Below are 12,723 nucleotides of genomic sequence, written 5' to 3' on the forward strand. Positions count from 1 at the left end.
GTCCTCCTTCATGTCGTTTCGGGTTGCTCGGTTTCGAGCCATGTGAGTGCCTGTTCGATGAGTTCTTCAAGACGATCCCTTCTTTCTATTAGATATGTGTAGCCGATCAATGCCTCAAAAGCTGTCGAGTAGCGGTACGTGTGGACGTCAGTGCGTTTCGGGATCGACCCTGATTTCGCGTTTTTACCGCGCCGGACGATCGCTGTCTCGTCCTCGCTCAAGATACCCGTCTCTAACCAGTGGGTGACGACACTCGCTTGCGCGGTTGCATTCACGTAACGGACGGCCCCGCGATGGAGGTCGTTCGGTCGCGTCAACCCTTTGCCGAGCAGTCGTTTTCGTACCGCCATCTCATACACTGCGTCGCCCATATAAGCGAGGGCGAGCGCGTTTAGTTGATTCGCATTCGTCATGATCGTTTCCACCGTACGCCTTGCGCCGTATCTTCGAGCTGGATATTTTGTTGTTTCAACAAGTCACGGATCTCGTCGGCACGGGCAAAGTTACGATCTGCTCGAGCCGTATTCCGCTCGAGAATCAACTGATCGACCTCGGCGTCGAGTAGTTCTGTTTCCACTTCAATCGTCAACCCGAGTACGCCCGTCAATTCCTTGAACAAGTCGAGCACTTGCTCGAGCGTATCTTTCGAGACATGGTCTGCTTTGGCGTAGATGTTTGCCTCTTTTGCTAAATCAAACAATACTGTCACGGCATTCGCCGTGTTGATATCATCATCCATCGCTTCGATAAATGCTGCTTTCACCGTCGCAAGTTTTCGCTCCATCGCCTCGCTCGGTTCAACGAGGCCGGCCGTGACCGACAGACGGTATTCGACGTTATGGTACGCTTCCTTGATCCGGTCCCATCCGTTAGCGGCCTGATTGATCAGCTCGCGGCTATAGTTGATCGGATGACGGTAGTGGACCGATAACATGAAGAAACGGAGCACCATCGCGTCGACTTCTTTTAACGCCTCGTGGACGAGCAGGAAATTTCCGAGTGATTTCGACATCTTCTCGTTCTCGATGTTGATGAAGCCGTTGTGGAGCCAGTAGTTCGCAAACTTCGTATGGTTGCACGCCTCAGACTGTGCAATCTCATTCTCGTGGTGCGGGAATTTGAGGTCATGCCCGCCTGCGTGAATGTCGATCGTTTTGCCGAGGTGCTTCTTCGCCATGGCCGAGCATTCGATATGCCAGCCGGGGCGTCCTTGTCCCCACGGGCTGTCCCAAGCCGGCTCATCTGGTTTGGCCGCTTTCCAGAGCACGAAGTCGAGCGGGTCTTCCTTCTTCTCCCCGACATCGACACGTGACCCGGCCCGAAGGTCTTCAATCGACTGTTGGCTGAGCTTGCCATACTCTTCAAACTTACGCGTCCGGAAATAGACATCGCCTTCTGATGCGTAGGCGTAGCCTTCATCCTCTAAGTTACGGATAAAGTCGATGATTTCCTCCATCGTGTCGGTGACACGTGGATACACGTCCGCTGGCAAGACGTTCAACGCACCCGTATCCGCCAAATAAGCGTCGATATAGCGGTTCGTCAGCGTTCCGACATCTTCACCGAGCTCATTCGCCGTACGGATGATCTTATCATCCACATCGGTAAAGTTGAGGACGTACTTCACGTCGTAGCCTCGGTATGTCAAATAGCGCCGTACCGTGTCGAATGCGATGGCCGGACGGGCGTTTCCGACGTGAATATAATTATAGACGGTCGGTCCGCATACGTACATGGACACTTTCCCAGGAACGATCGGGTTGAACGGTTCTTTCTTATTCGTGAGGCTGTTGTAAAACTGAATCATGTGACTTCTCCTCCATCTGTTTCTCGAGTAATGCTAACTTGCGTTCCAAATCAGCCACGGCGTTCTCTAACCGCTCTTGGCATTCACGATCCGGGTCCGGTAAGCGATGGTCGAGGTCGTGCTGTTTGACCCGCTCCCCGTTGCGGATGACGACACGTCCCGGGATCCCGACGACGGTCGAGTCTGACGGGACATCTTTTAAGACGACCGAACTGGCCCCAATTTTGACGCAATCGCCTATCGTGATATTACCGAGCACTTTCGCGCCGGCCGAGATGAGCACATCGTTCCCGATGGTCGGATGCCGCTTCCCTTTTTCTTTGCCGGTTCCGCCGAGCGTCACGCCTTGATAGATGGTGACGTTGTTGCCGATGATGGCCGTCTCCCCGATGACGATCCCGAATCCGTGGTCGATAAAGACACCTTCGCCGATGATGGCACCCGGATGAATCTCAATCCCGGTCACCCAGCGACTCGTCTGGGCAATCATTTTAGCCAATAGTTTAATATTGCGAGTCCACAACCCATGCGCGATCCGATGCGACCATAAGGCATGGAGGCCTGGATACGTCAATACGACTTCTGCTTTTGAGCGGGCAGCCGGATCGAGTTCGAGCACGTTCCGGATGTCGGCGCTCACACTTTTCCAAAATCCCATAATTGTTCTCCTTTTCCATATCAAAAACAAAGACGCCCCTGTGCCAAGGCACAGAGACGCCGTAAGCGCGGTTCCACTCTGTTTGGGAAAGTTCCCCTCTCAAGTCTCGTTAACGCCGAGTCGCGGTCCCGACTACATATCGCCGGAACGGCTCCGAGGTGCACTTCGACGGGGGACGCTTCTAGAACTTCCAGCCTAGGTTCTAGTCTCTGACAAGTGTCAACCCGCTTACTTTCCTCATCGTTGCCTTTAAGCTAATAATGTTGTGAGACGTGCCAACACACGCTCTTTGCCAATCAGCGCAATCGCGTTTGGAAGTTCTGGTCCATGTGTTTGTCCGGTCGTGGCGACACGGATTGGCATGAACAAGTTCTTTCCTTTTTGCCCAGTCGCTTTTTGAGTGGCCTTCGTAGCCGCCTTGATAGCTTCCGGTGTGAAGTCCTCGATCGCCTCGAGTTGCGTTTTAAACTCGGCGAGTACAGCCGGCACCGCTTCACCGGCAAGCACCGCGTTCGCCGCCTCGTCATACTCGACCTCGTCTTTAAAGAACAAGTCTGTCAACGGTACAATTTCGGCACCGTGTGTCATTTGTTCTTTATAAAGAGCGATGAGCGCTGTGGCCCAGTCCGCCTCTTCCATTGACAAGGCTTCAGGCAATCGTCCTGCTTCTTGTAAGAATGGTAAACTGAGTGCCACCACTTCGTCAAGCGAAGCCTGCTTCATGTAGACACTGTTGATCCAAGCGAGCTTATGCTGGTCGAATACGGCCGGACTCTTCGATAGACGGCCCGCGTCGAACATGTCGATAAACGCTTCTTTCGTGAAGATTTCCTCTTCACCGACTGGAGACCAACCGAGAAGCGAGATGAAGTTGAAGAGCGCACCAGGGAGATATCCGAGGTCTGCATATTGTTCGATGAACTGGATGATCGACTCATCACGTTTCGAGAGCTTCTTATGGTTCTCGTTATAGATCAATGTCATGTGACCGAACGTCGGATACTCCCATCCGAGTGCATCGTATACCATCATCTGTTTCGGTGTGTTCGCGATATGGTCATCCCCGCGCAACACGTGGCTGATTTTCATCAAGTAGTCATCGACGACGACGGCAAAGTTGTACGTCGGGATCCCGTCTTGCTTGACGATGACCCAGTCTCCGAAGTCTTTCGACTCGAACGAAACGTCGCCTTTGACAACGTCTGTCCATTTGTACGTAACCTGTTCTGGCACTCGAATCCGAATCGACGGCTTCCGTCCTTCGGCTTCAAACGCCGAGCGCTCAGCGTCGCTCAAGTCGCGATGTGCTCCCGAGTAGCGTGGTGCTTCACCGCGTGCGATCTGTGCCTCGCGCTCCGCTTCGAGTTCTTCTGACGTCATGTAGCATTTATAAGCGAGCCCTTTGTCCATCAACTCGTTCACGTGTTTATTGTAGAGATCGAGTCGTTCCATTTGGAAATATGGACCGTAATCGCCATCGCGACCTGGACCTTCATCCCACTCGATACCGAGCCATTCCAAGTACTTCATCTGACTTTCGACACCGTTCTCGACGTTTCGTTTTTGATCCGTGTCCTCGATCCGAAGAATCATTTTCCCGCCTGCGTGGCGAGCATATAAATAGTTAAATAGCGCGGTCCGGGCGTTCCCGATATGAAGGTGACCCGTCGGACTTGGCGCATAGCGTACACGCACTTCACTCATAATATTTCCACCTTTCTTCTCTTCTGCCCAAATAGTATACCACTTTTTTCAAGCACGGTTGAGCAAGATGACCGCCTGGGCGGCGATTCCTTCTTCACGTCCCGTGAAACCTAACCGTTCCGTCGTCGTCGCTTTCACGTTCACTTGGCTAATATCAGCTTCAAGCAGTTCGGCGATGACCGCGCGCATGTCATCGATATACGTCCGGAGCTTCGGCCGTTCCGCCATAACGGTCGCGTCTACGTTGCCGAGCACATACCCTTCTGCCTTGACGAGTTGCCATACGTGTTGGAGCAACACTTTCGAGTCTGCATCTTTAAAATCGGGATCCGTATCCGGGAAGTGTTTGCCGATATCCCCTGCCGCGATGGCACCGAGCGCCGCATCTGCGATGGTGTGAAGTAACACGTCGGCATCCGAGTGTCCAAGCAAACCGCGGTCGTGGGGAATCTCGATCCCTCCTAATATAAGCGGGCGCCCTTCTGCGAACGCATGTACATCAAAACCTTGTCCGATTCTCATCGATAGTCCTCCTTCGTCAAGATCGCTTCCCCGAACAACAAATCCTCAGGGGTCGTCATTTTTATGTTGTGATAGTCACCTGGAATGACGGTGACTTCTTTCCCTGACCACTCGAACAAGCTCGCATCATCAGTCCCGATGAATCGGGATGATTCTGCCTGGTCATGAATCGCCCGGATGTCAGCCACAGGAAACGCTTGCGGTGTCTGAGCGAGCCAAAGTGTCTCACGGGGAACAGTTTGCGTAATCGTCCCCGCGGTCACTTGTTTCACCGTATCTTTCACAGGAACGGCTAAAATGGCCCCTTTCGTCTGAGCCGCTTCCGCTACTTGATGCAACTGACTGATTCGAACGAACGGCCGGGCCCCGTCATGGATCAACACAACTCCATCCGTGTCGATTGTCTGTAAACCGGCTCGAACGCTCTGTTGCCGTTCTTCCCCGCCTGCCACGTACGTAATCGGCGTCGGGACGTGACGTAACTCATGCGCGAACCAGGCTTCTTCTTCCGGACGAATCGCCAGAACAATCTGTTCACACCATGTGTCTTTCGCAAACGCCTCGACGGTCCAGACGATGATCGGTTTTCCTTGGAGCGACAACATCAACTTGTTCTCATCGGCTCCCATGCGCTTGCCTTTCCCGGCAGCCGGGATGACGACCGTGTAACGTACCATCACGTTCACCTCTCTTCGTGAAAAAAGAGAGCGCTGATGCGTCTCTTTTTTCATACTTATTCAGGGCGAGCAAAAATCATTCGGCCCGCGGATGTTTGGAGTACGCTCGTCACGACGACAGGAAGTGTCTTCGAGATGAGCTTGCGTCCGCCTTCGACAACGACCATCGTCCCGTCTTCGAGGTAAGCGACCCCTTGGTTTTGTTCTTTCCCTTCTTTGATGACCGTCACGACCATCTCTTCTCCGGGAATGACGATCTGTTTGACCGAGTTGGCCAAATCATTAATGTTGAGCACCGGTACGTTTCGGACTTCACACACTTTATTCAAGTTGTAATCGTTCGTCACGACAATGCCTTTCTTTAACTCGGCGAGCTTGATCAATTTAATATCGACTTCGGCTACGTCTTCAAAGTCACCATCGTAAATCTCGACCTCGATTCGATCGTTGTTTTGGAGCTCTTTTAAAATATCCAGACCGCGTCGGCCTCGATTCCGTTTAAGCGTATCCGACGAGTCGGCGATGTACTGCAACTCTCCGATGACGAACTGAGGAACGATGAGCGTCCCTTCGATGAATCCGGTCTTCGAAATATCGGCGATCCGACCATCGATGATCACACTCGTATCTAATATCTTGTCGTTCGAGCGGCGTAACGGTTCCGCTTCCGGCTTGTCCCGTTCACTTTTCACGAACAACTTGATCCATTCGTTCCGCTTCCGGTAACCAACGGCAAATCCAAAGTAACCGAACAGGGCAGTCACAAAAATCGGAACAATCTTACTGAGTAAGAAGATGTCCGTGACCTCAAGCGATACACTGATCAAAAAGGCAATCAATAAACCGATGATCAATCCGATTGAGCCGAATAAAATATCGCCGACCGGTAAATGGACGAGCCGTTCTTCGACAAAACGGATAAATTTGACGATTGCATCAGTCAAAAATAAACTGAGAATGAAGAAGATAAGTCCACCAATCAAACTAGCAACGTAAGGAATCGTCAACCATGCCGGCACGCTGACCCCGAGGTCATCAAGAAGCACCATCGCTTCGATCATGCCAAACCACCCGACGACGAGTCCAATCAAAATAAATCCGAGTCGCACTGAAATCTTCACTCATTCCACCTCCTTCTATTGAATTAAAATTTCAAAAAAATAACACTTATATTGTAACACGGTTCTTTTAAACGCGTTCGTTACAAAGCGTTAAAAACTGCCAGAAGCGCCCCGTCAAAACGGGATGGCGAGTTGGAGCGCTTCATCGACAGTACTGACACCGACCACATCGATACCAGGTGGGGCGGTCCAGCCCCCTAGGTTATTCTTCGGAATGATCGCACGTGTGAAACCGAGCTTGGCCGCTTCCGCGACACGTTGCTCAATCCGTGACACACGGCGCACTTCCCCGGTCAACCCGACCTCGCCGATGCAGACATCAGTCGGACGAGTCGGGCGGTCCCGGAAACTCGAGGCGATGGAAATACAAATCGCCAAGTCGATCGCCGGTTCATCGAGCTTGACCCCGCCCGCCGCCTTCAAATAAGCGTCTTGCGTTTGCAGCAAGAGACCCGAACGTTTCTCCAGCACGGCCATGAGAAGGGCGACCCGGTTTTGGTCGATTCCCGTTGCCATCCGGCGCGGGTTCCCGAACGACGTCGGGGAAATGAGTGCCTGCAGCTCGACGAGTACCGTCCGTGTCCCTTCCATCGACGCGACGACCGTCGAGCCTGAGACGCCTGCCGTCCGTTCTTCGAGGAAAATCTCTGACGGGTTGAGCACTTCCTCAAGGCCGCCTTCTTTCATCTCGAATATTCCAATCTCGTTCGTTGAACCGAACCGGTTTTTGACGGCCCGTAAAATCCGGAACGTGTGGTGACGTTCTCCTTCAAAATACAGAACAGCATCCACCATATGCTCGAGCAGACGCGGTCCGGCAATCGATCCTTGCTTCGTCACGTGGCCGACGATAAAGACGGCGACCCCTCGTGTCTTAGCAATTTTCATCAGCGCAGCCGTACATTCCCGCACTTGGGCGACGCTGCCTGGCGCCGATTGGATTTCATCCATATATACCGTCTGAATCGAGTCAATAATGACGAACCCAGGTTCCTCTTCATCGATGACCCGTTCGATCATGAGCATGTCCGTCTCGGCGAGAACGTATAAATCCTGTGTCGGTAACCCGAGTCGTTCCGCGCGCAGCTTTGTCTGCTTCAACGATTCTTCCCCGGAAATATATAGCACTTTCCGACCGCTATGGGCGAGATGTGCACTCACTTGCAGGAGAATTGTCGACTTCCCGATCCCCGGGTCCCCACCGACGAGGACGAGCGAGCCCGGGACAATTCCACCCCCGAGCACCCGGTCGAACTCTTGACTGTTCGTATGCACACGTGTTTCTTCTTGGGAAACGACGTCTGAGAGACGCTCTGGCTTCAGTTGTCGCGACGAACTATGGACAAACGCAGCTCCCCGTTTCGCTTTCTTTTCTTCAACAAATTCTTCGACGAGCGTGTTCCACTCGTTACATCCCGGACAACGGCCCATCCATTTTGCGGATTCATAGCCACAAGACTGACATACGTACTTCGTTTTAATTTTTGCCATGTTATTCCCTTCTGTCTAAAAAAGCCCCCTCAAAAGAGAGAGGGAGCTCCGTATTTACTGGACGACACCTTCGTTGCGGACAATGAATTCACCATCTTGAACATCGAGAGCCACTTTACTGCCTTTCGTGATTTCCCCGCTGAGCATCGATTCTGAGAGTCGGTCTTCCACCTCGCGCTGGAGCGCACGGCGGAGCGGACGAGCCCCGTACTCAGGGTCATAGCCGACGACGGCAATCTTCTCAAGCGCCGATTCCGTCAAGGTGAAATCGATGCCTTGCTCGCCAAGTCGGTCTGTGAGCGTCTTCGCCATAAGTTTGACGATTTCTTGGATATGCTCTTTTTGAAGCGAATGGAAGACGGTGATCTCGTCGATCCGGTTCAAGAACTCAGGCCGGAACGCTTTTTTCAATTCTTCCATGACTTTATCTTTCATTTCCGTATATTCACGTTTCACGTCATCTTCGACGGTGAAACCGACATATTTGTTCCGTTTAAGTGCGGCCGCACCGACGTTTGACGTCATGATGATGACCGTGTTACGGAAGTCGACCGTACGACCTTTCGAGTCGGTCAGACGCCCGTCATCGAGCACTTGGAGCAAGATGTTGAACACTTCAGGGTGAGCTTTCTCAATCTCATCAAGCAAGATGACCGAGTATGGCTTACGACGAACTTTCTCCGTCAACTGACCGCCTTCTTCGTATCCGACATACCCTGGAGGCGACCCGACGAGACGGCTCGTCGCATGTTTTTCCATATACTCCGACATGTCGATTCGGATGATCGCATCCTCGTCACCGAAGAGCGCCTCAGCGACAGCACGCGCTAGTTCCGTCTTCCCGACACCGGTCGGTCCGAGGAAAACGAATGACCCGATCGGACGTTTCGGATCTTTCAGTCCGGCCCGGGCCCGGCGAATTGCCCGCGAGATTGATTTGACGGCTTCATCTTGACCGATGACCCGACCGTGTAAGATCGACTCGAGCTTGAGGAGACGGTCTGTCTCCTCTTCGGCAATTTTTGTCACCGGCACACCCGTCCAGCTTGCGACGACTTGAGCGATATCTTCTTTCGTCACTTCAAGCTTTTCATTACCTTGCTTGTTCTGCCATTCTGATTTGAGGTGCTCGAGTTCATCGCGAAGCTTCTGTTCTGTATCACGAAGCGAAGCCGCTTTTTCAAACTCTTGGCTCTGGACGGCCGCATCTTTTTCTTTACGGATCGATTCGAGACGTGCTTCAAGCTCTTTTAAGTTCGGCGGCGCCGTGAATGAACGGAGGCGAACTTTCGAAGCCGCTTCGTCGACGAGGTCGATCGCTTTATCTGGAAGGAACCGGTCCGAAATATAGCGGTCAGATAAGACAACCGCTTCATGAATCGCCTCATCCGTAATTGTGACACGGTGGTGAGCCTCATAGCGGTCACGCAAACCGAACAAAATTTGTTCAGCCTGGTCCGTCGTCGGCTCATTCACTTGAATCGGTTGGAAGCGGCGTTCGAGTGCGGCATCCTTCTCAATGTATTTCCGGTACTCGTCAAGCGTTGTTGCACCGATACATTGGAGCTCACCTCGCGCGAGCGACGGTTTCAAGATGTTCGAGGCATCGATCGCCCCTTCGGCTCCACCCGCCCCAATCAACGTGTGTAACTCGTCGATGAAGAGAATGACGTTGCCGGCCTGGCGAATCTCGTCCATGACTTTTTTCAATCGGTCTTCAAACTCACCGCGGTATTTCGTTCCCGCGACGAGCGTACCCATGTCGAGCACCATGACGCGTTTGTTGCGAAGCGTCTCCGGCACTTCATTGTTAATGATCTGTTGCGCGAGTCCTTCGACAACTGCCGTCTTACCGACACCTGGCTCTCCAATCAAGACCGGGTTGTTCTTCGTCCGGCGAGACAACACTTCGATGACCCGTTGAATTTCACCGGCACGGCCGATAACAGGGTCGAGACGTGACTCACGGGCTTGTTGCGTCAAGTCGCGGGCCAAGCCATCAAGTGTCGGTGTCGCAGCGCTCGTGCCTGGTTGTGATGCGTTTGACGACGATTCCGTGTTCCCGAGAAGTTGAAGCACTTGTTGCCGTGCTTTCGTCAAGCTGATACCAAGGTTGTTCAAGACGCGGGCAGCGACGCCTTCGCCTTCACGAATCAATCCGAGTAAAATATGCTCTGTCCCGACGTAAGAATGACCGAGTTTACGGGCTTCATCCATCGAGAGCTCGATTACTTTTTTCGCACGCGGCGTGTAGTGGATTGTCGACCCGTTCTCAGAACCACGGCCAATCAACGCCTCGACTTCTTGTTGAATCTTCTCAGAAGTTAGACCGAGGGCGAACAACGCTTTGGCAGCAATCCCTTCACCTTCACGGACAAGTCCGAGCAAGATATGTTCCGTACCAATATTATGATGGCCAAGTCGTACCGCTTCCTCTTGTGCTAAAGCTAATACGCGCTGAGCTCGTTCTGTAAATCGACCAAACATCATTGACAAAACCTCCTTAGAGTTGGATCAAACTAAACCATGATCTAACGTTCGACGTACGAGAGTCGCTCGTTCGCGATCTCGTTCTTTCGTAGATAATGTTTTCCCGAAATGTTTTTGTAGGAAACCTGATTGTAGGCGGACAATCAAATCATGAAACTGCGGTGGACTCCAGTCGGACAAAATACCGAGGTCACTCGCTAAATGTAAATCGGATAACCGTTCAATCGCCTCTGTCGACGACAATAATTTGGAATACCGTAAAATCCCGTAAGAACGATAAAACTGATCTTCCAATTCATCTTGATTACTGTTCAGGAGTTGTTCTCGGGCTTGACGTTCCGCGTGGACGACTTGTTCTGTGATTTCCATAAAATCAGATAACAACTGCGATTCATCGCTACCAAGCGTCCGTTGATTCGATAACTGGAACAAACGCCCGGCTGCGTCACTGCCTTCTCCGTAACGTCCTCGAATCGTGTATCCGAGTTTGCGAAGTTCTACTAATATAGGAGTTATTCGTCCCGTTAACGTCAGACCCGGCAGGTGCAGCATGACCGATGCGCGAAGTCCGGTACCGATGTTGCTCGGACACGTCGTCAAATAGCCAAGCTCTTCATCGAAAGCGTATGGGAGCGACTCGCCACAGAGCGCGTCGACTCGTTTCGCAAGTTCGAACGCTTCTTGGACTTGATAGCCGGGAAGCAACGTTTGGATGCGCAAATGATCTTCTTCGTTAATCAACACGCTGATCGTCTCGTCTTCACTCAGGAAAACAGCACTCTCATCTTTTTCCGCAATCGTCGGGCTGATCAAATGCTTTTCGACGAGAGCTTGCCGCGTCACTTGATCATAGGCGCGCATATGCAAATATTCAAAGCCTTGTAAGCCGCCCAAGGCCGTCTCGATGCGTTCGCATAGCTGACGCTGTCCTTCTTGAGACAATGTCGGAGAAAAGACGATGTCTTTTAAATTGCGTGCCAAACGAATTCGTGTCGAGATGACAAGATCATCAAGCTTGGCCCGTTCTTTCATTTTTGGACCGAGTGGATGTTTGAGGAATGTCTCCATCACGCCTCACCTTGCCCTTTCAGTTGCGTCATTTCTTTTTTGATGCGTGCCGCTCGTTCATAATCTTCTTGTTCGACGGCCCATTCTAACTCCCCTGCTAACTTTACAAGACGTTCGCCGATTCGCTCATCCGGTGTGCGTAACGCGTCAGGTACCGACCCGACATGATGGTCATGCCCTTGCTGGTACTGACGTGTCATTTTAATCAACTCTTCACGGAAGACCGTGTAGCATGAGGCGCAGCCCGCTTTTCTTAGATGCGTCATCTCGCTCTGTGTCATCTGGCAAGTTGGACACCGCTTCACGACAGGAACGTAATCGGCCATCACTTCGACTGTACAGTTCCGACATAGTTTTCGTTCGACTGGGACCCCGTTTTCCAACATAACGACTTCATTGACGGCAGGACGCCGTTTACACCGTTCGCATAACATGTCTTAAGCCTCCGTCAGTGATAACTAAGTAACTTCATCAGGGCGAGTAGCTGCTGTCTTCGAATCAGATAGCGGTCGTCGGCGTTCAAGCCGAGCGTTTCGTCGGACAACAAGTGGTACAGTAAACGGACATCCCGCTCGCTCAACATACCTTCTTCAAATAAACGGATCAAAATGTTTTCAACAAGTTGTTCCGTCAGACGAGGATGGTCTTGTAAAATGTCCATTAAACTCGTCAGCAAGTCTTGTTTCTCGTGAAGAATGACACGACGAATTCGAATATAACCGCCCCCACCTCGCTTACTTTCTACAAGGTAGCCTTTTTCGACCGTAAAACGTGTATTGATGACATAGTTGATTTGAGACGGAACACATTCAAAACGTTTCGCGATATCTTGTCGTTTGATTTCAATCGCTTCTGCCTGACTTTCCTTCAGCACTTGCTTCAAATACTGTTCGATTACATCAGATATGTTTCTCATCTCCACCACCCTCTGACCATCTTTGACTTTTGATTTTATTCTATCACTGATTTAAAAAAAGGCAAACGAAAAGCGACGACGCAAATGCATCGTCGCTCAAAAGAAAAGACGACCAAGCATGTGCTTGGTCGTCTTTCATATGGCCTGGCAACGTCCTATCCTCACAGGGGGAGACCCCCAACTACTTTCGGCGCTGAAGCGCTTAACTTCCGTGTTCGGCATGGGAACGGGTGTGGCCGCTTCGCTATCGCCACCAGACAAGGGATTGT

Annotated in this window: 12 protein-coding genes, 1 rRNA gene and 1 other annotated feature; all 13 genes read right to left on the reverse strand. The window is 51.8% G+C overall.

What is annotated here, in order from left to right; all coding sequences use genetic code 11:
- Positions 1-8: 8 nt before the first annotated feature.
- Positions 9-413, reverse strand: coding sequence for a Mini-ribonuclease 3 (locus tag EVJ26_RS12815; protein WP_035386102.1), 405 nt, complete (start codon positions 411-413; stop codon positions 9-11).
- A complete protein-coding gene (cysS, locus tag EVJ26_RS12820; RefSeq protein WP_131470625.1) occupies positions 410-1,807 on the reverse strand; it encodes a cysteine--tRNA ligase in 1,398 nt (465 codons plus the stop codon). The genes EVJ26_RS12815 and cysS overlap by 4 nt, the downstream gene beginning before the upstream one ends.
- Positions 1,776-2,465 carry a serine O-acetyltransferase gene (gene cysE / locus EVJ26_RS12825; RefSeq protein ID WP_070329256.1) on the reverse strand — a complete coding sequence of 230 codons (690 nt, stop codon included), beginning with the start codon at positions 2,463-2,465 and terminating at the stop codon, positions 1,776-1,778. The genes cysS and cysE overlap by 32 nt, the downstream gene beginning before the upstream one ends.
- Before the next feature lie 49 nt (positions 2,466-2,514).
- Positions 2,515-2,718: a binding site (T-box leader), on the reverse strand.
- The gene (gltX, locus tag EVJ26_RS12830; RefSeq protein ID WP_201738375.1) at positions 2,715-4,172 is read right to left on the reverse strand and encodes a glutamate--tRNA ligase; all 1,458 of its coding nucleotides are present in this window, start codon (positions 4,170-4,172) and stop codon (positions 2,715-2,717) included. It overlaps the preceding feature by 4 nt.
- A 45-nt stretch (positions 4,173-4,217) precedes the next feature.
- Entirely contained in the window at positions 4,218-4,691 is a 474-nt protein-coding gene (gene ispF, locus EVJ26_RS12835; RefSeq protein ID WP_070329258.1) for a 2-C-methyl-D-erythritol 2,4-cyclodiphosphate synthase, read from the reverse strand.
- Positions 4,688-5,368, reverse strand: a complete 681-nt coding sequence (gene ispD, locus EVJ26_RS12840; protein ID WP_201738376.1) for a 2-C-methyl-D-erythritol 4-phosphate cytidylyltransferase — start codon at positions 5,366-5,368, stop codon at positions 4,688-4,690. Before ispD ends, ispF begins: the two co-directional genes overlap by 4 nt.
- Before the next feature lie 56 nt (positions 5,369-5,424).
- Positions 5,425-6,489, reverse strand: coding sequence for a PIN/TRAM domain-containing protein (locus EVJ26_RS12845; protein ID WP_131458635.1), 1,065 nt, complete (start codon positions 6,487-6,489; stop codon positions 5,425-5,427).
- A gap of 114 nt (positions 6,490-6,603) precedes the next feature.
- Positions 6,604-7,980 carry a DNA repair protein RadA gene (gene radA / locus EVJ26_RS12850; RefSeq protein WP_070329261.1) on the reverse strand — a complete coding sequence of 459 codons (1,377 nt, stop codon included), beginning with the start codon at positions 7,978-7,980 and terminating at the stop codon, positions 6,604-6,606.
- Positions 7,981-8,034: 54 nt separating this feature from the next.
- Positions 8,035-10,470 (reverse strand): ATP-dependent protease ATP-binding subunit ClpC, encoded by a 2,436-nt coding sequence (clpC, locus tag EVJ26_RS12855; RefSeq protein WP_070329262.1) that lies wholly within the window; start codon positions 10,468-10,470, stop codon positions 8,035-8,037.
- Positions 10,471-10,494: 24 nt separating this feature from the next.
- The gene (locus EVJ26_RS12860; protein WP_131458634.1) at positions 10,495-11,538 is read right to left on the reverse strand and encodes a protein arginine kinase; all 1,044 of its coding nucleotides are present in this window, start codon (positions 11,536-11,538) and stop codon (positions 10,495-10,497) included.
- Positions 11,538-11,972: a UvrB/UvrC motif-containing protein gene (locus EVJ26_RS12865; RefSeq protein WP_131458633.1), complete on the reverse strand. Its 435-nt coding sequence runs from the start codon at positions 11,970-11,972 to the stop codon at positions 11,538-11,540. The genes EVJ26_RS12860 and EVJ26_RS12865 overlap by 1 nt, the downstream gene beginning before the upstream one ends.
- A gap of 14 nt (positions 11,973-11,986) precedes the next feature.
- Positions 11,987-12,454, reverse strand: coding sequence for a CtsR family transcriptional regulator (locus EVJ26_RS12870; RefSeq protein ID WP_070329265.1), 468 nt, complete (start codon positions 12,452-12,454; stop codon positions 11,987-11,989).
- A gap of 142 nt (positions 12,455-12,596) precedes the next feature.
- Positions 12,597-12,712 (reverse strand): 5S ribosomal RNA (rrf, locus tag EVJ26_RS12875).
- Positions 12,713-12,723: the final 11 nt, after the last annotated feature.

This window comes from Exiguobacterium sp. SH3S1 (genome assembly GCF_004337105.1).
GTDB classification, from domain to species: domain Bacteria; phylum Bacillota; class Bacilli; order Exiguobacteriales; family Exiguobacteriaceae; genus Exiguobacterium; species Exiguobacterium aurantiacum_A.

What these genes read in the sequence shown, in the direction of transcription:
- clpC (WP_070329262.1), bottom strand. Translation starts at nt 10,470, where the DNA reads ATGATGTTTGGTCGATTTACAGAACGAGCTCAGCGCGTATTAGCTTTA.
- radA (WP_070329261.1), bottom strand. Translation starts at nt 7,980, where the DNA reads ATGGCAAAAATTAAAACGAAGTACGTATGTCAGTCTTGTGGCTATGAA.
- ispF (WP_070329258.1), bottom strand. Translation starts at nt 4,691, where the DNA reads ATGAGAATCGGACAAGGTTTTGATGTACATGCGTTCGCAGAAGGGCGC.
- EVJ26_RS12865 (WP_131458633.1), bottom strand. Translation starts at nt 11,972, where the DNA reads ATGTTATGCGAACGGTGTAAACGGCGTCCTGCCGTCAATGAAGTCGTT.
- EVJ26_RS12860 (WP_131458634.1), bottom strand. Translation starts at nt 11,538, where the DNA reads ATGGAGACATTCCTCAAACATCCACTCGGTCCAAAAATGAAAGAACGG.
- cysS (WP_131470625.1), bottom strand. Translation starts at nt 1,807, where the DNA reads ATGATTCAGTTTTACAACAGCCTCACGAATAAGAAAGAACCGTTCAAC.
- EVJ26_RS12815 (WP_035386102.1), bottom strand. Translation starts at nt 413, where the DNA reads ATGACGAATGCGAATCAACTAAACGCGCTCGCCCTCGCTTATATGGGC.
- ispD (WP_201738376.1), bottom strand. Translation starts at nt 5,368, where the DNA reads ATGGTACGTTACACGGTCGTCATCCCGGCTGCCGGGAAAGGCAAGCGC.
- EVJ26_RS12870 (WP_070329265.1), bottom strand. Translation starts at nt 12,454, where the DNA reads ATGAGAAACATATCTGATGTAATCGAACAGTATTTGAAGCAAGTGCTG.
- cysE (WP_070329256.1), bottom strand. Translation starts at nt 2,465, where the DNA reads ATGGGATTTTGGAAAAGTGTGAGCGCCGACATCCGGAACGTGCTCGAA.